Genomic DNA, 17,788 nt, shown 5'->3' with positions numbered 1-17,788 from the left:
GGCACCCGGGCAGGAAACGGTGTACCTATGACCAGAAGAACCCTCGATATCCGCGGGAAAGTCTGCCCGCACTGCCTGATTGCAGTAAAAAAAGAGACCGACACCATGAAGCCCGGCGACGACCTGGTGGTTACCTGCGATCACCCGCCGGCAGCAACAAAGAACATCCCGCTGTACGCAAAGGAGAACGGGATGTCGGTGGAGACCAAAACGACAGCTCCCGGAACATGGGAGCTTCATATTACCAAAAAATAACCCGGGCCCGGCAAGCAGGCCACGGGTCCCCTTTTTTCCCGTTACGCATGAACAATGCGGGAAGCACCCTGCATTACCGTAATTTCGAACCGGGCTCCCTTTCCCGGCTCGCCCGTTTCCCGGATGGTGATACCGGTTATTGCCAGGATCTCGCGCGAGAGGGTTAGCCCAAGGCCGGTATTCTTCCCGAATCACCGCTCAAAGATCAGCTCCTTCTCGTCTGCAGCCACGCCGTCGCCATCATCCTCGCAGACAATGATGCACAGTTCCCCGGCTTCCTGGAAGAAAAACCGGATGGTCGTGATCTTCCCTCCGTGACGTGCAGCATTATCGATCAGGTTGTAAAAAACCTTTGCAACCAGCGGATCCGCAAAAATCTCCAGTCCGGCCGGAAGATCGTTTTTCACCAGCACGTTCCCCGGATCAGCCTGTCGGGCTGCACGGTCAACAAGGAAATGACAATTCTGCCATGCGGGATCTTTGGCGCCTACCTGTTCGTATTCCTTGGTGAACAGGATTATTTTGGCCATCCGGTCACTTGCCGCAGTAATGCGGGCAAAGTCTTTCTGCACAGAGGGATCGCTGATATTTTTCCGGATAATTTCCAGGTACGCATTTATGGTAAAGAGCTGGTTGTTGATGTCGTGCCGGGTGATGCCCGAAAGAAGGTTGAGTTTTTTATTGGATATCCGGAGTGCATCCCCTGCACGCCTGAGATCCGTTATGTCATTGACCGCCACGCGGACGGTCGGGGGTCCGTCACGGGTACCGGGAATCCGGATACATTCAAGACGGGCCGGGAAGACAGAGCCGTCGCCCCGCATGAGACTGAGGGCACAGACCTGTTTTCCTTCAAGATCCTGGACTTTTTTGAAATAACGGTACCATGTGTCACCGTCGGATTCAGTGACAAATGTACTGAACCGGGCCCGGATCAGGTCCTTGCGCACAAAACCAAGAAGAGCAGCACCCGTAAGGTTGACTTCGCAAATAATCCCCTTATCGGAAAGGGTGAGGTACCCCAGCGGGGCAAATTCGTACAGGTCGAGGTACTTGTCCCGGGATTCTTCAAGCGCCCGGTAGGCCTGTCGGAGTTCTTCTGCCTGCGTCTCGAGTTCGATCTGGTGGACCTGCAACTCGTGGATGAGCTCTTCGGGAGTATGCCCGGCAAAATCAGGAGCATTCGTTTTTGTGCGTGCAAGCTGCTCTTCAGCATGCGTTCTTAGTGACGGATCAACGTTATTGGTATCGGGTTCATTCTCGTTTTTGTCTTTTTTTCCAAAAGCCATCAGGCCCTTCCCCGGCTCCCCCGGACAGGTTTTTTATCCGCTCCCCTTCTTTGGGGAGTAATATCTTCCATTACAAGCAGGATATGGTGAATACTCCCCGTGTCGTCAATAACCTTTCGGCCATTTAAGACCATGACCCGCTGCCCGATACCGGGGAAATCATGCCGGACTTCGAAATTTTCAAAGGTCGTACTCTTTGGCAGGACTGTCTCCAGCAGCTCGTGGAGTTCCGGTATATCCCATTGCCGGTTGCCAAGCGCAAAAAGGGATTTCCCCAGGGTCTTTTCCGGTGTCACGCCAAAGGTCCGGTAAAATGCCCCGCTTGCCGAAACCACTTCAAAGGCAGAATCCAGGACCACGAGCGGCTCCCGGATCGTATCGACAATGTTCTGTGCATAGTCGCAGGCTGCCCGGGCCTCGGCTTCCACTGCTTTTAACGCGGAGATATCGGAAAACGTCATTACTACGCCGTCGATTACGTTCTCCAGCGTGCGGTACGGCATAATGCGGACAAGGAACCACTCGCCACCTGCCGTGCGAACCGGTTTTTCCCGGGGTATGAGCGAGTCAAGTACTCCTTGTGCATCGGCAATAAGGTCCGTATCCGGGATGTTCGACCGGATATCCGCAAGCGGCCTTCCCGTATCGGCGGCAGCAAGCCGGAATACCCGCTTTGCCTCGCGGGTGAACCTCCTGATGGCAAGGCTTGTGTCAAGGAAGATAGTACCGATGTTGACGTTTTCGAGAAGGTTTTTCATATCGTTCTGGACTGCCGTGAGCTGCTCGATCTTTGCCTGCAGCTCTGCGTTAACCGTCACGATCTCTTCGTTAACCGACTGGAGTTCTTCCTTTGAGGTTTCCAGCTCCTCGTTTGTGGACTGGAGTTCTTCGTTTGTAGACTGGAGTTCCTCGTTTGAGGACTTGAGTTCCTCGTTTGCTGCCTGCATCTCCTCGATAGTGGCCTGCAGGTTTTCTTTTGTATAGGCAAGGTCCTGCTCCAGCTGCTCGATGCGCTGCGATCCCTGCTCCCCGGTCCCGGAGGATTTGCCCGACCGGCGTTTTTTTGCGGGAGGCTGCTTTGTCTCTTCAAAACTGATGAGCAGCAGTTCCCGTGCCGGCTCAAGGTCGGTAAGCGGGCGTACCGTGAGGTCCACTCCCCTGATACCGTCGTTCGTCCTGACTCGCAGGCCTTTTACGACAACCGTAGTCTTCTTTGCAGATGCTTTCTGGATCGCACTCCTCACATCCAACTGCAGTCCCTCGCGGGCCATGTCGATGACACTGGTGCTGATCTGTCCCGGTGCCGGCTGGAGATACTTGCCGGTGTCCCCGTGCACATAGATGATGCTCCCGTTCTCATCGGTTATGACCGACGGCGGGGCAAAGGACGCAAGGAGCACGCGCCGGGTGAGTTCGGCAAAATTTGTCTTGTCGGAGGGGAGGAAAACCTCGCCCGGTTCCTTTTTTGACGGTTCGGTGGTCCATGCAAAGCGCTGGGCCACAAGCGCCCGGGCGGACAGACCCGAGGGTTTGGCCCGGTAGATCTTCCACTTCTTGTTGACGGGACTAAAGAGATCGGTAAAATTCCCGATCCCTTCCGAGGGGCTCAAAAAGAGTATCCCCCCGGTGCTGAGCGCGTAATGGAAGGCCGGGATCACCCGGGCCTGGAGCTCGCTTTCAAAATAAATCAGCAGGTTCCGGCAGGAAATAAGGTTCATCTTGGTAAACGGCGGGTCTTTTATTACGTTCTGGACGGCAAAGACCACCATCTCCCGGATCTCTTTTTTGATCCGGAACCCGGTCTCCTCTTTAGTGAAAAACCGCCGGAGCCGTTCGGGGGAGACATCAAGGGAGATGTTGGACGGGTACATCCCCGCCCGGGCTGTTGCGATCGCATCGTCATCGATATCGGTTGCATAGATCTGGACCCTGAAATCCTGCCGGAATTCATCTATCTTCTCCTTAAAAAGCATGGCAAGCGAATAAGCTTCTTCGCCCGAAGCGCACCCCGGCACCCAGATCCGGAAGATATAGTTCTCCGGTTTTTCCTCAAAAAGCAGGGGCAGGGCTTCTGTTTCCAGCGCTTCGAACGCTTCCTTGTCCCTGAAAAAGCTGGTCACGTTGATGAGCAGCTCCTTAAAGAGGATGGCGACCTCGGCAGGATTTTCCTGGAGGTAGCGTGCATACGTGTCCATGTCGCTGAGATTATGTACCACCATCCGCCGTTCGATCCTGCGCTGGATCGTGCTCTGCTTGTACTGGGAGAAATCGTTCCCGGTCTTTGACCGCATGAGCATCAGGATCCTTCGTGTGGCATTCACCGCTTTTGACGCCATAGGAACCGGGTGGACGCCGGTCTGGGCAAGGTTCTTTACATAACTGACCAGTTGTCCGGTTATCTTTTCCACCGGCAGGATGTAGGTGGCAAGACCGCTCTGGGACGCGCTTGTGGGCATGCCGTCGTACTTTGCCGTGGAAGGATCCTGCACAAACGAGACCCCGCCCGCCCCGTGGACTGCACGCAGGCCAAGGGTGCCGTCAGACCCGCTGCCGGAAAGAATCACGCAGATCGCCCGCTCGCCCTGGTCCTCGGCAAGCGACCGGAAAAACGAATCGATCGGGAGCCGCATCCCCCGGACCTGTTCGGGAGTGCTGAGCTGGAGCACCCCGTGGAAGATCGCCATGTCCTTATTGGGCGGGATGATGTACACGTGGTCCGGCCGGATACTCGTCTGGTCTTCTGCTTCATGGACCGGCATCGTGGTGTTGCGCTGGAGGATCTCGGAAAGCATGCTCGCATGCCCGGGATCGAGGTGGGGGATGAGCACAAACGCCATGCCGCTGTCGGCCGGCATGGTCTTGAAAAAGAGTTCAAAGGCTTCGAGCCCGCCCGCCGAAGCGCCGATCCCGACAATAGGGAACAGTGCCTCACCCTTTTCCGGGACTGCCCCATTATCAGGAGAGGATTTTCTCTCCGGTACATTCTTTTTTACCGGGCCGGATTTTGGTTTTGGTTTTGTCATCATTCACATCGTCTGCGCATATCCTGATGACAGGCGCATACACGTTTTTTGTTCTTTTTCACATCCCGTTCATGCCTTATGGGTGGCATTCCAGTCTTCCCGGAAAATACTGCCATGATTCCGGTGGCTCCCGCGCTTTTTGTTGCTCCTTTTTGCTTTAAGCGTCCGGACGTGCAGTCTGTTTTGTTGATCCGGACTACCGTAGTTGATGAATGGCGGTAAACGGTCTTAATGATTACGAGAAGGGTTAAGACGATCCGTTCCGGGAAAGACCGGGGGCACAAGGGATCGCAAAAGGGGAAAAGCGGCGCGGAGTGCGAAATCGCCAGAGGTCCGGTTCTGCCGGGGGCAAAAAGAAAGGCCGGTGCGGGTGAGATGCCCATTCTCAGCCGGCAATATCTGTGGTCCCGGCTGCCGTTTTCTTTTTTTTCCATGCCGGCAGGGGCATACGTGCATCAGGAAATCTTTTTTCGTATTTTGTGGCCTAAAAATCCACCCGGGGCGGGATCCCGTGTTAGGATTTTTGCCGGACTTATCGTTCTTTTTGGATCAGGTTACGTACACCAGAAAGGGCCCCGGGGTTCCGGCCGGGATCGGGCATGCCCGGGCCATGGACCCGGTAACAGCGAGAAAACAGTTTTGTGCGGACAATCACACCGGGATAAGAGGATAATCCCGGCACGCCGTACGTATCACGTGAGGTGAACGTATCCCCTTTAGGGAACTCCGCCTTCCCTGTATTCAATGGTTAGATCGCCGGCGAGTTCAACCCGGCGTTCAAGGTCGGCGTCAGAAAATTCTTCCAGTTTCAGGGCCACTTTTCTCCCGTTCCTTAAGGTCACGACCGCAATCTTATCGCCACGGTTCAAGGGGGATAATTTTACCGTAATCCATCTCCCGTCACGGGTGGGAACAGGCACAACCCGGTCCCCTTTTTTCACCGGAACAAGGCGTACTCCCTCATTGTCGCCGGATGCCGGGACGATAAGCACCCTCTCATCTTTTTTTAACATAGTCCGCACCATGATACCTCCAGCGATAAACTTACCCCTCAGGTCACAAAAATAGTTTTACTTCCCATAAACGATCTGCACCCGACCAACGGGTTTGTATGGCCTAAAAAAAACTTTTGGGGTGTTTATGTGCGTTTCTTGGCATTCATTCTTCGGGTGATGTACCCGGCAACGCGGTTCCGGACACGCTTGCTTGGGATACTTGCTGATACTTCCAGCTGTTTCTTGTTCTCATCGAAATTTTTGGTAAAGTACTCCCGCTGCTTGGCAAGAAGCGAGGTACCGAGATTTTTGATGTACGACGGTTTGATTCCCATAACAACATTCCTCCGGATTGCTGGTCACTTAAATGCGGTAAGAGGGGATAATGCTATGGTAAACATATCTGGCCGGATCCCTGCCTGCTTTTGCGTTGCCCCGTACATACACCGGGCGCATGCCGGGGTGCACCTCTGCAGCACTCCGGTAAACGATGCAGGTGCGGCCGCTTCTTCCCCGCGTACAAGGGGAGGGCGTTTTGTTTTGTTTTTTTAGCGCATTTGAAAATGCCGGACCGGGCAACACGAACCCATGATAGATGTTATCCATTAGCCTTATGCTCCAACGAACAGCATAAGAGGAGAAGATGGCTGGTCAGAAGTACGAATCCCTGAAAATTGAAAACATCGTTGCATCCGGTGCCATTGCAGATTCCATCGATATTGTTGCGTTTTCAGAGAAGACAACGAATTGCGAACTCAACAAGAAACGGTTCCCGGGTGCGGTCTATCGTATAGAGGACCCAAAGATTGCATCCCTCCTCTTTTCTTCGGGAAAGATCGTACTGACCGGTATCCGGAACAGCGAAGGGCTCAAAAAAGGGCTTGCAGTTATTGTAAAATCACTCAATGACGCGGGGGTTGAGACCCTCAAAGAGCCCCGGGTTGCAATCACCAACATGGTCTGTTCCTATGATCTTGCCCGGTATATCAATCTCAACAAGGTTGTTGTCACGCTCAACCTGGAAAATATTGAATATGAACCCGAACAGTTCCCGGGCCTCGTGTACCGGATCAACGACCCCCGGATCGTTGTTTTGATCTTCTCTTCGGGAAAACTTATTCTCACCGGGGGCAAAAATATGGAAGACATCAAAAAGGGCCTTGATGTCCTCACCAAGAAACTCGAAAGCATTATGTAAAAAATATTTTTTTGTATTGCCCCTTAAAAAAAACGTTTTTACTGGCCCTGCCCGGGTTATTGCCGCAGTAAAAGAGAGATACGCCATACGAAAACCAGGCAAAAAATATCACCGGGTACTATATGGGGTGGGCCGTACCAACAGGTATCACAGGCAAATCGCGTTGCCACCGGATACATACGATCAGATATCCCGGATTTGAACCTGAAAAAAAAGGAGAAGATACTCACACTTATGGAAAATTCTCTTCGTGATGCCGGCGAGGAACGCGTTGCAGCACTGGAAAAAAAGGTCAGCGGGGTGGGAGTGCTTGTGGGGGAATTCACACAGGAACTTCTGGATCTCAAGGCCATTACCCGGGAAATGTCCCAAAAAAACAAAGAACACCGGCTGCAGGAACCCGGACCCATGCAGGAAGCAGGGGCCCGTGAGCCTGAAGCCGCAGGCATCCCGCAGTCGCATGAGGGAAGCAGGACCGGGGCAGGAGAGATTCCCGTGCCCCCGGCCCCGGATGAGCCGCTCATGGTCATGATCATGCAGACCGACGGGACAATGAAGCCCGAGGTCCGGCGCGGGAACCGGGACTGCACCTTTGCCCCGGTTGGCTATGGCGCCTCGGGAGGCTCTGGCAGGTACACAAAAAGCATGCCAACCCGGCCCGGGCAGAGCAGGATTACCGGTACCTTTGAAAAAAAGCCCTCCGGACAGTGAGGAGTTTGCATAACAATGAGGAACTCCATGGAAAATCCGAAAGTTCACTACTACAACGAAGGCCTCGATTTTGCCAACCTCGGCCTGTATTCAGATGCGGTAACCTCGTTTGACAAGGCAATTTTTGCCCGCCCGGACTGTGCCGAGGCCTGGAGAAAACGAGGGAGCGCCCTTATCAGTCTCGACAGGTATTCAGACGCGCTGGCATCGTTTGACAAGGCGATTGCGATCAACCCGGAGTACGCAAATACATGGAACAACCGGGGAGTCGCGCTCGGGCATCTTGGCCGGCATTCTGAAGCGGTGGTCTCGTTTGATAAGGCAATTGCCCTCAGCCCGGGATACGCGAATGCATGGAACAACCGCGGGAACGCGTATGCCCGGCTCGGCCAGCGGGACTACGCGGTCGCATCGTTTAACCGGGCACTTGACATCGACCCGGGGTACACCGTGGCAAAACAGAACCGGGCCACTGCATTGAAAGGCAAACCCGGTCCCGCCTGATCGAACCTGTCGTGGCTGCACGATGCCCTGTGGCCGGTTTTTTTTGCTCCGGACAAAAAACCCGGATCACCGACAGGCATATGAGGTAACAGAGCAACTCCTGCCCATTACGGGTGTTGCAGGGGAACCGGTGTCCGCGGGCACAACAACCCTCCCGGATACACCGTGATGCACAAGAACGGGGAATCCCCGGTACAGGAGTACCCGGGGGAGCCGGGCCAACATTGCGATCGGCTCTGCCGGAACTTCCCGGAACAAAATAAAAAAGTGAGGTTTATACAATGTCACAACAGCTTGGCGGACAGCCAATAATTATTCTCAGGCAGGGGACAACACGGAACCGCGGCGAGGAAGCCCAGCATTCGAATATCATGGCCGCAAAGGCAATCGCAAACGCGGTCCGGACCACCCTTGGCCCCCGGGGCATGGACAAGATGCTTGTCAGCTCAACCGGGGATATCGTGATCACAAACGACGGTGCCACCATCTTAAGTGAGATCTCGGTCCAGCACCCCGGCGCAAAGATGGTAGTCGAAGTGGCCATGACCCAGGACGACGAGGTCGGGGACGGGACCACGACTGCCGTGGTCATTGCCGGGGCTTTAATGGATCAGGCGGAAAAACTGCTCGCCATGGGACTCCACCCGACCGTTATCTCCGAAGGGTACCGCATGGGTATGGAAAAAGCCCTCAACATTACCGAATCCCTCTCGTTCAAGGTCGACCCGGCGGACAAAAAGACCCTTAAAAAGATCGCCGGCACAGCGATCACCGGCAAGTCCATAGAACTGATCCGGGAAAAACTGGGCGGCATTATCGTGGAGGCCGTGGTGGCCATTACAGAAAAGACCGGCGGGAAATACAGTGCGAATGAAGACGACGTGCTCATCAAGAAGCAGAAGGGCAGGTCCATGGATGACTCCGAACTTGTCCGCGGGGTTATCCTTGACAAAAAACGGGTAAGCGAAGATATGCCAAAGAAAATTGCCGGGGCAAAAGTCGCACTCATCGCCATGCCCATGGAGATCGCAAAAACCCAGGTAAAGGCCAAGATAAAGATTACAAGCGCTGAGCAGATGGCTGCATTCTCCCAGCAGGAGAGGGATACGTTAAAGAAACTGGCTGATGCCATTATCAACGCCGGTGCAAATGTCGTGCTTTGCCAGAAGGGCATTGCCGACCCGGTCCAGTTCTTCCTTGCAAAGCATGGCATTTTTGCAATCGAGGATGTCCCGGAAAAAGATCTCAAGTATGCAGCACGTGCACTCTCCGGAAATATTGTCAACAAGCCCGAAGACCTCACCGCAAAGGATCTCGGCCATGCAGAGGTCGTCGAAGAGGACAACGATATGGAGATCACGCGGATTTCCGGGTGCAAAAACCCAAAGACCGTCAGCATCCTGCTCCGGGGCACAAGCGACTATCTGCTGGACGAGCTGGAGCGTGCAGTTGTTGACGGCACCCGCGTAGTGATGGACGCAATTGAGGACGGCACGTACGTGGCCGGTGGCGGTGCGGTAGAGACCGAGCTTTTCATGAAACTCCGGGATTACGCCGGGACGGTCGGGGGACGGGTGCAGATCGCAATCGAAGGATATGCTACCGCCTTTGAAACCATTCCCCGGACCCTCGCAGAGAACTCGGGGTTCAACACCATCGACAAGCTGGTGGCCCTTAAAAACGCCCACGCCAAGGGCAAAAAGACGGCCGGCCTCAATGTCTATACCGGCGAAATCATCGACATGCTTGATGAGGGTGTGCTCGAACCGCTCCGGTCCAAGCGCCAGTCCATCAAAAGTGCATCCGAGACCTCCATCATGCTCGTCCGTATCGATGACATGATGATCACGCAGTCCAAAAATTCCGCCGGGTCAATGCCGGGCATGGGATAATCACTTTTTTTGATTTCTTTTTTCAAAGGGCAGATCGCCAAAAAGAGGGCAACTCTGTCTTTTCACCGGAAACGGAGACTGCCGGCCCCGGACCTTCGGGAAAACAGGCATTACCCGATGTTATCAGAAATCCGTCGAACCCCTGATGGGGATCATTCCCCAGAGATTCCCTTTCACCCGGCATTCGATACCGACTTTAAGTTCGGGGGGAACGTTTTTGGGAGTCTGGACAATGAGGGAGAAGACCGCCAGCATCTTCTCCCCGGTAAGTACACTATCCCGGGGAGGCATCGGGGGATATATTTCCCAGGACACATCATGGGTGTTTTTGAGCATGCCCTGGTATTCCAGCAAAAAAAAGCCGGGTATATCAAGGGAGTACCCGGTTTTTTTGTCGTAGGTGCCGGTAATTTTTTCCCCGGAACCAACCGGGATTCTGAACCGGTTTTCCTTACGCGCCACGGGAGTTTTTGTATTCCGGGACTCAGGTACCAAAAAAAACAGACCCGGGGAGATGGAGATCGTTCCACCGCATTTTTCCATAAGTGCGGTAATGCTGCTCTTGTCTTTTGGGGAATAGTCGAGAATTTTTATCTCATAAGGAAAAGCCACATCGATTGTTCCGTTAATAAAACGGGTGGTGGGTGGATCGCCCAGCCGCATACTCATCGTGAGTATCATTGTGTAAAAATCATGGGTGGCCGTAGTTGCCGGGGGGTCGTCTGGATCTTCCCCGAGCAGGGATCCAATCTCTTCGTCCGGAGTCCGGTTTGATGTTTTTGTTACAAAGACCCGGGCATTCGGCCCCGCATCTCCCTCCTCCAGATAGGGATCCCCGGAAACGGGGGGATAGGCATCCTTTATCATGGTTGCAGAAGACATTCCGATCTCAGACAATAACAGTACCTCAACAGATTCAACAAAAATCTCATTGTCCGCCATGACCGGTCCTCATCATGTATCTCTTCAAACAGGGGAGTTATAAAGAATGGGGTGCTCGTACCTTCCCGGGACGCAGCATACTTTTTCACCTTTATTATGGCGTGAAAATTCCCGGTTTTCCCGGTTTTTTTTCAAACGAAGTCCTCTCTACCGGTTAACCGTTCCGTGAGGTCCGTGGGGTTTACCGGGGTATCCGTCAGTTCACTTCGTTACCGGGTTCAAAACAGGGTAACAACGTAAAGCAGACCCGACGGGAATTATAACAGCGGTTCCGGTTGCTTTTTGCAGCTCACCGCAAATCGGGTCGGATCCAGGAAAAATTTTTCATCCGCTTCAAGTACCCGTTTCATGATGAGCTCTATTCCCCGGTGGGTAAGCGCAAAGATAGGGATGACTGCCCCCACCTGGAGAAGTGCTTTTTTTCTCCCGATTGCCCGGATGGTTTTTGATGCACACCCGGTGACAAGATCCGAGACCGCAACGATCCGCCGGGCTCCTTCCCCGGTAATCCCGCTCAGATGAACGCCGAATATAAGGGCGGCGGGATAGAATGCCCGGATGGTTTCTGCAATTTTTGGATCGGATACAGGGACGGCAATACGGGAAAAACCCCTCCTGTGTGCGAGCAGGGCACCTCCGACGGGATCGAGGCGGGCGGTCGCCCGGTCAAAAACAACCCCGCCGTTTTCCTCAATACTATCCATTACTTCAGGGATGGGAGTGGTAAAAATAAGTCCTGACAACAAGCCGCCTATCCCCAGCACCATGGACGGGTTGGTGATAATAACGGTACCTGCCCCATCGCAGGGAATAACTGCAGCATCGATCATCCCGCTGCGCAGGCCGCATGCAAGCAGCTCCGCCGGCGCGAAACCAAAGAACTCCTTGTCGGAAATTACCTTCCGGCGGGCTGTGCACATCCCAAACGAGCGGATCCTGCGCTCGATGGTTTTTTTAATTCCTTCTTTGGATATTTCATCAACGGGAATTTCAAACCGTTTCGCCAAGGGGCAGCCTCTAATCCGTGGTTCGCCGATCTCCACGACCTGCCCGTTATGCACTTTTATACGGCATTTTCCCACGGTCTCAAAAATATGTTCATCGACAGGAGGGTTATCCATTATTCCAGCTCCCCACAAATACCATTCCTGATGTCCGGACAACCGGCAGATCCCCGGATTTTTTTATCCCGGAAAAGGGCCCCGGTCCACCGGCACCGTAGCAGAACCGCCCGACCGTTGCTTGTTTGCTCCTCAGTCGCCATGGTTCCTGTTTCCTCCCGTATACAGTTTTTTTTATTTTCTGCCAGAGCCTGTCCCGATAGAACGGGAAAGCGGATAAGCCTGTGCTGATGGTGCAAAAGATGTTTCAATTTTTGCTTTTCAGGTAACAATCTATTAAGTCCTTTCTCCAGAATCCCGGCTGGTGATTAAAAACTCATGTCCCAGATAAAAAGCAGAGGACCCGTTATCCCCTCCCGGACTGCCGTGGCTGAACAATCCCGCCGGATCCGGGGCAAACCCGCCGGCAAAGGAGACCACCCCCTCCCGGAATTTATTGATAAGGAGAGCCTGGATACGCTAAGCCGGTTTGGCGAAAAGTTCCGGCTGGCAGGAATCGAAGGCGAACCCTGGGAGTTCCACGAATTAACGGTCTTCAATGCATTTTTGGAGGCCCATGTCCGGCCGAACAGTACCCAGTCTGTCCAGTGCATGCTGCTCTGGAGTAAGTGGGTCCGGGTTTTCCAGCGCCAGACCTCAGGATTTCCAAAACTGATCCGTGAAAAAGAGTTCAGCGCGATCATTCGGGACACGTTTGGCGTAGCGATTGCCAACAATGATGCCCAGGGTAAAATTTTTCCGGGCATAAAGTTTGTCCCGTAACTGCCGTGCAAAGGAGAACCGGTCCTTTGGATCAAAACCTCTCCGCATTTTATCACCGGCAAAGGATTAAAAAAAAAGTGACCAACTTTTGGAGTTGCAGGAGAGAGACAGATGTTAGAAGAGATCTTTACAGGGAACAAAAAATTTCAGGAAACCTTTTTTAAAGATAATATCGCCCAGTACCGGGAGCTGGCCGGGGGTGAAAAACCTAAAGTTCTCTGGATTGGCTGTTCTGATGCAAGGATCCAGACCGGCCACATCACCAATGCACCCCCCGGTACGCTCTATATTCATCGTAATATGGGCAATATTGCACCGAATCATGACTGGAACTTTGCAGCCGTCCTCGAATATGCAATTATTCATCTGAAAGTAGAGGATGTTGTCATCTGTGGTCACTCAGAGTGTGATGCCATACGGGCTCTTGATGAGGATCTCAAGGACGCATATATTCCTCTCTGGCTCAATGAAGCCCGCGAGGCAAAGAACCGGGTGGATTCGTGGATTGCACCTCCGAGAACCCAGGATGAGATGAAAGAGCGGTGGAAGCAGATCGAAATGGAGAATATCCGTGTCCAGGTTGAGCACCTGACCGCGTACCCGTTCGTAAAAAAGGCTGCGGATGAAGGCAAAATTAAGATCTACGGGATTTACTACGACCTGAGTACGGGCGTCCTGTCCAGGATCGTGTGAACGGCGGTCTCCGGAAAGGGACACTCTTTTTTTTGCAACTGCGCAAGGAAGAACCGGTTCTGACCGGGTGAATCCTTCTTTTGAGGTAAAAAAATTACAAAAACACAATTTTTATCCTATCATTCCGGGTTTTTCTCTGCATTCAGATTTACGCGTACGTATACTCCATGAAAAGGATTTTCGCGGTGCTGGCCCCGCCCCCCGGACAAAAAAGGAGGAAATGGGCGGTTACCCGTGAAAGCAGGGTGTTGAAATGGTTAAACGTTCCCTGCACTGCCGGCATGAAGCGTCCCGGGATGCCTTGAAAAAATCCCCGGCGGTCCTGTTGATAATTTTATTTTCTGCATAACATGAGGGACAGATCCACCGGATGATGTATCCGGATTGTGCTCCCGCAACTACCGATCGTAATAATTGTTTAGCCATAATGTACTCTTGTGATCTGCGAAATCCACCCTAGACAAAGGGGGGTTAATAGTCTCCCATTCCCGGGGGCATCTGGCCCATCCCGCCGGGTGGCATCCCGCCATGCGGGGCTGAGGATTTCGACGAGGAGATGACATCGTCGATGCGCAGGATCATGACCGCCGCTTCTGTTGCGCTCGTGATCGCCTGGGTCTTGACCCTCAGCGGCTCAACAACACCGGCCTTAAGCATGTCAACAGGTTTTCCCGCGTACACATCAAGGCCGAACGTCCGGTGCCCGGATTCATGCTCAGCCCGGATCGCAACAAGCAAATTGATAGGATCAAGGCCGGCGTTCTCGGCAAGGGCACGGGGAATAACATCCATTGCTGAGGCAAATGCTTCAATGGCAAGCTGGATACGGCCCCCGATGGTCGAGGCATAATGCCGCAACTGGAGCGCAAGCTCGGTCTCGGGAGCCCCACCCCCGGCAACGATTTTTTTGTCTTTTACGACAACGCTGACGACCATGAGCGCATCATGGAGGGCACGCTCGATCTCATCGATAACATGATCGGACCCGCCACGGATAATAATGGAGACTGCTTTTGGGTTTTTGCATTGTGCGACCATGATCATCTCTTCACCGGAGAACTTCTTTTCCTCCACAAGGCCGGCAGTCCCGAGATCAGAGGGGGAAATGGCATCGATGCTGTTGACAAGCGCTGCACCGGTAGCACGGGCAAGGTTCTCCATGTCGCTCTTTTTTACCCGGCGAACTGCAAGAATGCCGGCTTTTGTGAGATAGTGCTGGGCGAGGTCGTCAATGCCTTTCTGGCAGAACAATACCGTCGCACCGCTTGCAATGATCTTTTCTGCAAGGGCGTGCACCATCTGGGCTTCCTCGTCAAGGAAGGCCTGCAACTGCTCGGGACGGGAGATGTTGATCTCGGCGCTGACCTCGGTCTTTTTGAACTCGACTGCCGCGTTTAAGAGGAGAATCTTTGCATCCTTTACCTTTTTTGGCATGCCGGGGTTTGCCCGCTCCTTGTCAAGGACCATGCCTTCGATAAGAACGGTATCTTCCACGGCACCGCCGACTTTCTTTTGCACATTGATGTGTTTGATGTCGACAGTCCCGTCAGGGTCGGCAATAGAGGAGACCGCTTTTACCACCATCGCACAGAGCAGTTTTTTGTAGGCCTCTGCACCCTTGCCGCTGATCGCCGTCTCTGCAACTTTTTCAAGCATCGCGGTATCGGCGGGTTGTACGGCAATAGCAATTCCCGCGAGGATCTCCTGTGACTTTACGGCCGCCTGCCGGTACCCTTCCGCAATAACGGTCGGGTGAACATGCGACTGGAGCAGTCCCTCTGCCTGCTTTAAGAGTTCACCGGCGATGACAACGGCCGATGTGGTCCCGTCGCCGACCTCGTCATCCTGGGTCTTTGCGATCTCGATCATCATCTTTGCGGCGGGATGTTCAATGTCCATCTCTTTTAAGATGGTTGCGCCATCGTTGGTGATGACAATATCACCCATGCCGTCGATGAGCATCTTGTCCATGCCTTTTGGCCCAAGGGTCGACCGGACCGCAGTTGCCACTGCCTTTGCTGCGGCAATGTTGCTTGCCTGGGCCTCCTCGCCCCGATTCCGTGTTGTCCCCTCCCGGAGAATAATAATTGGCTGTCCGCCAAGCTGTTGTGACATTGTATAATCCTCATTTTTTTATTGTCTACCAGACATGCTACCATGGAACGGGAGAGAGGTTAAGCCTGTGCGGACGTTGCAAAAGGTGTGCCAATTTTTGCTTCTCAGGGAACACTTTATTAAGTCCTTTTTCCCGGTGTCCGTCCGGTTCCAGGGGCAGGGGTCCGGGCACGGTTACCTTGCCATGAAATAAAAAATGCCGGATCCAAAAACGATTTGAATAATTTAATTGCCTGTTCTGATCATTTTTCCTAAAGAATAAAGAGGCCACGGTTTCATCCTGCGCCAGGTGAGCAAAAAATGAGAAAACAAATAATTCTATTCGTAGTTCAGTCTCATGCGCTAATCCAGTTGTCTTAACCGGATATCACCGACGAGATCTAAATTTGTATTTAAGATAACTTTTGCTTCCCATGCAACAGCACCAATTCTTGTAGCCAGTGCTTTTACGTTCCTTTGCTCTTTCGCGGATAAATATGAGGGTTCGTCAAAAATCGCCGATTTTACCTGGACAAGGATTTTACCCTCTCTGCTATGCGCTTCGATGTTTGCTGTACCCAGAGTATGAGTATCCCATTTATCGATGGTGAATCCTTTTCCTTTAAACAATTCGACTGCACATCCCTCTCCGGCCTTTCCTATTTCATGTGGTGTTGGCATTTTTGTTGTCCCTGATAAGGCGAGTACATGGCTTATGTGTATAGAGACCTACCTGTTGTTTACAAAATTTGGATCACAACGGGAATGTCAGGTTTGTTTCAGGCCCCTTGATGTTTCATCTTTGTGAGGATTGTCGGTTACTGCCCGGTCCCCCAAGGGAGATACAGAATCAAACCATAATTGCCCAGATTTTTAATTATGATGCGAACCTGAAGCATGGCACAGAGGACAGGCATGTTTTCTGGTATTACACATTCTGGAATTCCCGGGCGATTTTTTTTAATACGGGGGAGGAGAGAGAGTATGCTCTTTTATGTGTTCCTCCGGGCAAATGCCAGCAGTGCAACACCGGTTATGGCAAGTACTGCCACGACAACTGCTATTCCCATGAGGGGAAGCCCGGGTGAAGTCTGTGCCGATGTTCCCGCTGCAGGAGTCTGGACCGGTGCCTTCTGGGCAGATACAGGTACTACTGCCGGAGTGTTCACATGAATTCCTGCCGGTGTCAGAGGAGCCCGGACAGGCGCCAGCTGGAAAAATTGCAGGAGACCTACACTGCCACTGCCGCCGGAGGAACTCCCTCCGGAGAGAAAGCCCCCTTCACTTGCGCCAGAAGAGCTGCCACTCCCGGGTGCTGCAGTCACTGGTGATGCAAACAGCCCGTAGGCGCTCAGATGCGTGGATGTGGTCGATATCGTGTGGCTGGTGGTATCGAGGGTACAGGGAAGAACGGTCCAGGTGTCGGTTGCAGGGTCGAAGAATTCGATTACAAGGTTTGCCTCGGTGACACCTGCCGGGAGGGGGGCCGGTTCCTGCATCGTTATGGTTACCGAGCTGACATTTGCTTCCAGCCCCTGTGCGGAGATTGCAATGTACCTGCCTGCAGCAGTAAATGCCGGAAGTGACATTTCTGGAAACGGCGGGCTGGAATATTCGGTCACGGTGACCGGTGTACCGGCCTGTACGCTGTTGTTTGTCGTTATATCGATACTCGTCCCGGCCTGCGCTGAAAAGTCAAGAGTCGTTGTTGTTCCCGGGCCGATCGCTGATGTCCTGAGGGTATTGGATCCCAGCGCATCCGGCGGCGCACCCACATCGATAATTTGTGCTGCTCGTGACGAATTGCCGGACATTGTACCAACGGTCAGCAGAACCGTGTATATGCCCGGGGTCTCGAAGATGTGCACCGGGTTCCGGACGGTATCCACAGCCCCGTCCCCGAAGTCCCATTTCCAGGATACCGGCATGTCTGTGGACTGGTCGGTAAATGCTACCGGAAGCAGTGCAGGTCCCTCCGTGACGTTTGTGGCAAACCAGGCTGATGAGACAGGAACAATTCGTGCGGTCAGGACGATCGTGAGTTTTGGATCTCCGGCAACCGCCGGGGAGAAGAAAAGAAGAGAAGTGATGAGAACGACAATAAAAATGCCACGGATTATTTTTCCGCATCTTCTGGTTAGTATCGTATCCGGGTGCATAACATAGGACCAATGACCCCAGCAGGCTGCGGGATCCACAGGCAGAATCAACCCGTATTATCCGTATCTTTGATCATGCCCTGTTGTCAATTCAGGATGTGGGTATTTAATACTTTATTGTTGTTTTTGCAATGATTAAAACGATTATAT

At 53.1% G+C, this 17,788-nt stretch carries 16 protein-coding genes; 7 read left to right on the top strand and 9 right to left on the bottom strand.

All coding sequences use genetic code 11. The features are described 5' to 3' along the window. Positions 1-27 precede the first annotated feature (27 nt). Positions 28-255: a sulfurtransferase TusA family protein gene (locus MBOO_RS01665; protein WP_011991339.1), complete on the top strand. Its 228-nt coding sequence runs from the start codon at positions 28-30 to the stop codon at positions 253-255. A gap of 191 nt (positions 256-446) precedes the next feature. Here the strand turns inward: MBOO_RS01665 and MBOO_RS01660 are convergent, their stop codons facing one another. The 4 genes from MBOO_RS01660 to MBOO_RS01640 all read right to left on the bottom strand — a co-directional run bounded on the left by MBOO_RS01660 (position 447) and on the right by MBOO_RS01640 (position 5,897). Continuing rightward, positions 447-1,544, bottom strand: coding sequence for a PAS domain-containing protein (locus MBOO_RS01660; RefSeq protein ID WP_011991338.1), 1,098 nt, complete (start codon positions 1,542-1,544; stop codon positions 447-449). Further along, entirely contained in the window at positions 1,544-4,567 is a 3,024-nt protein-coding gene (locus MBOO_RS01655; protein WP_157677557.1) for a chemotaxis protein CheB, read from the bottom strand. The genes MBOO_RS01660 and MBOO_RS01655 overlap by 1 nt, the downstream gene beginning before the upstream one ends. Before the next feature lie 716 nt (positions 4,568-5,283). Beyond that, positions 5,284-5,580 carry a hypothetical protein gene (locus tag MBOO_RS01645; RefSeq protein ID WP_048068198.1) on the bottom strand — a complete coding sequence of 99 codons (297 nt, stop codon included), beginning with the start codon at positions 5,578-5,580 and terminating at the stop codon, positions 5,284-5,286. 125 nt (positions 5,581-5,705) lie between these two features. Further along, on the bottom strand, positions 5,706-5,897 hold the full coding sequence (locus MBOO_RS01640) for a 30S ribosomal protein S17e (RefSeq protein WP_011991334.1): 192 nt from the start codon (positions 5,895-5,897) through the stop codon (positions 5,706-5,708). A gap of 308 nt (positions 5,898-6,205) precedes the next feature. Here MBOO_RS01640 and MBOO_RS01635 point away from each other — a divergent pair, with 308 nt between their 5' ends. From MBOO_RS01635 to thsA (MBOO_RS01620), 4 genes are all read left to right on the top strand, one after another. Beyond that, the gene (locus MBOO_RS01635) at positions 6,206-6,760 is read left to right on the top strand and encodes a TATA-box-binding protein (RefSeq protein WP_011991333.1); all 555 of its coding nucleotides are present in this window, start codon (positions 6,206-6,208) and stop codon (positions 6,758-6,760) included. 234 nt (positions 6,761-6,994) lie between these two features. After that, complete coding sequence (locus MBOO_RS01630) at positions 6,995-7,471, top strand: hypothetical protein (RefSeq protein WP_011991332.1); 477 nt, start codon at positions 6,995-6,997, stop codon at positions 7,469-7,471. 27 nt (positions 7,472-7,498) lie between these two features. Next, positions 7,499-7,975: a tetratricopeptide repeat protein gene (locus tag MBOO_RS01625; RefSeq protein WP_052291882.1), complete on the top strand. Its 477-nt coding sequence runs from the start codon at positions 7,499-7,501 to the stop codon at positions 7,973-7,975. A 281-nt stretch (positions 7,976-8,256) separates the two neighbouring features. Further along, positions 8,257-9,867 carry a thermosome subunit alpha gene (gene thsA / locus MBOO_RS01620; RefSeq protein WP_011991330.1) on the top strand — a complete coding sequence of 537 codons (1,611 nt, stop codon included), beginning with the start codon at positions 8,257-8,259 and terminating at the stop codon, positions 9,865-9,867. A 123-nt stretch (positions 9,868-9,990) separates the two neighbouring features. Here the strand turns inward: thsA (MBOO_RS01620) and MBOO_RS01615 are convergent, their stop codons facing one another. Together MBOO_RS01615 and MBOO_RS01610 are read right to left on the bottom strand one after the other, a co-directional pair. Beyond that, positions 9,991-10,809 (bottom strand): hypothetical protein, encoded by an 819-nt coding sequence (locus MBOO_RS01615; protein WP_011991329.1) that lies wholly within the window; start codon positions 10,807-10,809, stop codon positions 9,991-9,993. 257 nt (positions 10,810-11,066) lie between these two features. Beyond that, a complete protein-coding gene (locus MBOO_RS01610) occupies positions 11,067-11,930 on the bottom strand; it encodes a methanogenesis marker 8 protein (protein ID WP_011991328.1) in 864 nt (287 codons plus the stop codon). A 366-nt stretch (positions 11,931-12,296) separates the two neighbouring features. Between MBOO_RS01610 and MBOO_RS01600 the strand changes: the two genes are divergently transcribed. Continuing rightward, the gene (locus MBOO_RS01600) at positions 12,297-12,692 is read left to right on the top strand and encodes a hypothetical protein (RefSeq protein ID WP_157677556.1); all 396 of its coding nucleotides are present in this window, start codon (positions 12,297-12,299) and stop codon (positions 12,690-12,692) included. 111 nt (positions 12,693-12,803) lie between these two features. After that, positions 12,804-13,385, top strand: coding sequence for a carbonic anhydrase (locus MBOO_RS01595; protein ID WP_011991326.1), 582 nt, complete (start codon positions 12,804-12,806; stop codon positions 13,383-13,385). A gap of 471 nt (positions 13,386-13,856) precedes the next feature. On the opposite strand, the gene thsA (MBOO_RS01590) is transcribed toward MBOO_RS01595, so the two are convergent. The 3 genes from thsA (MBOO_RS01590) to MBOO_RS01580 form a co-directional block, all read right to left on the bottom strand. Beyond that, on the bottom strand, positions 13,857-15,500 hold the full coding sequence (gene thsA, locus MBOO_RS01590; RefSeq protein ID WP_011991325.1) for a thermosome subunit alpha: 1,644 nt from the start codon (positions 15,498-15,500) through the stop codon (positions 13,857-13,859). A 342-nt stretch (positions 15,501-15,842) separates the two neighbouring features. Next, the gene (locus MBOO_RS01585; protein ID WP_011991324.1) at positions 15,843-16,160 is read right to left on the bottom strand and encodes a PDDEXK family nuclease; all 318 of its coding nucleotides are present in this window, start codon (positions 16,158-16,160) and stop codon (positions 15,843-15,845) included. Positions 16,161-16,471: 311 nt separating this feature from the next. Next, complete coding sequence (locus MBOO_RS01580) at positions 16,472-17,638, bottom strand: PKD domain-containing protein (RefSeq protein ID WP_048068195.1); 1,167 nt, start codon at positions 17,636-17,638, stop codon at positions 16,472-16,474. Between the last annotated feature and the right edge of the window lie 150 nt (positions 17,639-17,788).

This window comes from Methanoregula boonei 6A8 (assembly GCF_000017625.1).
GTDB classification, from domain to species: domain Archaea; phylum Halobacteriota; class Methanomicrobia; order Methanomicrobiales; family Methanospirillaceae; genus Methanoregula; species Methanoregula boonei.
The sequence above is the reverse complement of the archived record's forward strand: the minus strand, read 5'-3'. Positions and strand labels throughout refer to the sequence as shown.

What these genes read in the sequence shown, in the direction of transcription:
- MBOO_RS01595 (WP_011991326.1), top strand. Translation starts at nt 12,804, where the DNA reads ATGTTAGAAGAGATCTTTACAGGGAACAAAAAATTTCAGGAAACCTTT.
- MBOO_RS01660 (WP_011991338.1), bottom strand. Translation starts at nt 1,544, where the DNA reads ATGGCTTTTGGAAAAAAAGACAAAAACGAGAATGAACCCGATACCAAT.
- thsA (WP_011991330.1), top strand. Translation starts at nt 8,257, where the DNA reads ATGTCACAACAGCTTGGCGGACAGCCAATAATTATTCTCAGGCAGGGG.
- MBOO_RS01625 (WP_052291882.1), top strand. Translation starts at nt 7,499, where the DNA reads ATGGAAAATCCGAAAGTTCACTACTACAACGAAGGCCTCGATTTTGCC.
- MBOO_RS01640 (WP_011991334.1), bottom strand. Translation starts at nt 5,897, where the DNA reads ATGGGAATCAAACCGTCGTACATCAAAAATCTCGGTACCTCGCTTCTT.
- MBOO_RS01645 (WP_048068198.1), bottom strand. Translation starts at nt 5,580, where the DNA reads ATGTTAAAAAAAGATGAGAGGGTGCTTATCGTCCCGGCATCCGGCGAC.
- MBOO_RS01615 (WP_011991329.1), bottom strand. Translation starts at nt 10,809, where the DNA reads ATGGCGGACAATGAGATTTTTGTTGAATCTGTTGAGGTACTGTTATTG.
- MBOO_RS01665 (WP_011991339.1), top strand. Translation starts at nt 28, where the DNA reads ATGACCAGAAGAACCCTCGATATCCGCGGGAAAGTCTGCCCGCACTGC.
- MBOO_RS01630 (WP_011991332.1), top strand. Translation starts at nt 6,995, where the DNA reads ATGGAAAATTCTCTTCGTGATGCCGGCGAGGAACGCGTTGCAGCACTG.
- MBOO_RS01610 (WP_011991328.1), bottom strand. Translation starts at nt 11,930, where the DNA reads ATGGATAACCCTCCTGTCGATGAACATATTTTTGAGACCGTGGGAAAA.
- MBOO_RS01585 (WP_011991324.1), bottom strand. Translation starts at nt 16,160, where the DNA reads ATGCCAACACCACATGAAATAGGAAAGGCCGGAGAGGGATGTGCAGTC.
- MBOO_RS01635 (WP_011991333.1), top strand. Translation starts at nt 6,206, where the DNA reads ATGGCTGGTCAGAAGTACGAATCCCTGAAAATTGAAAACATCGTTGCA.
- MBOO_RS01580 (WP_048068195.1), bottom strand. Translation starts at nt 17,638, where the DNA reads ATGCACCCGGATACGATACTAACCAGAAGATGCGGAAAAATAATCCGT.
- thsA (WP_011991325.1), bottom strand. Translation starts at nt 15,500, where the DNA reads ATGTCACAACAGCTTGGCGGACAGCCAATTATTATTCTCCGGGAGGGG.
- MBOO_RS01655 (WP_157677557.1), bottom strand. Translation starts at nt 4,567, where the DNA reads ATGACAAAACCAAAACCAAAATCCGGCCCGGTAAAAAAGAATGTACCG.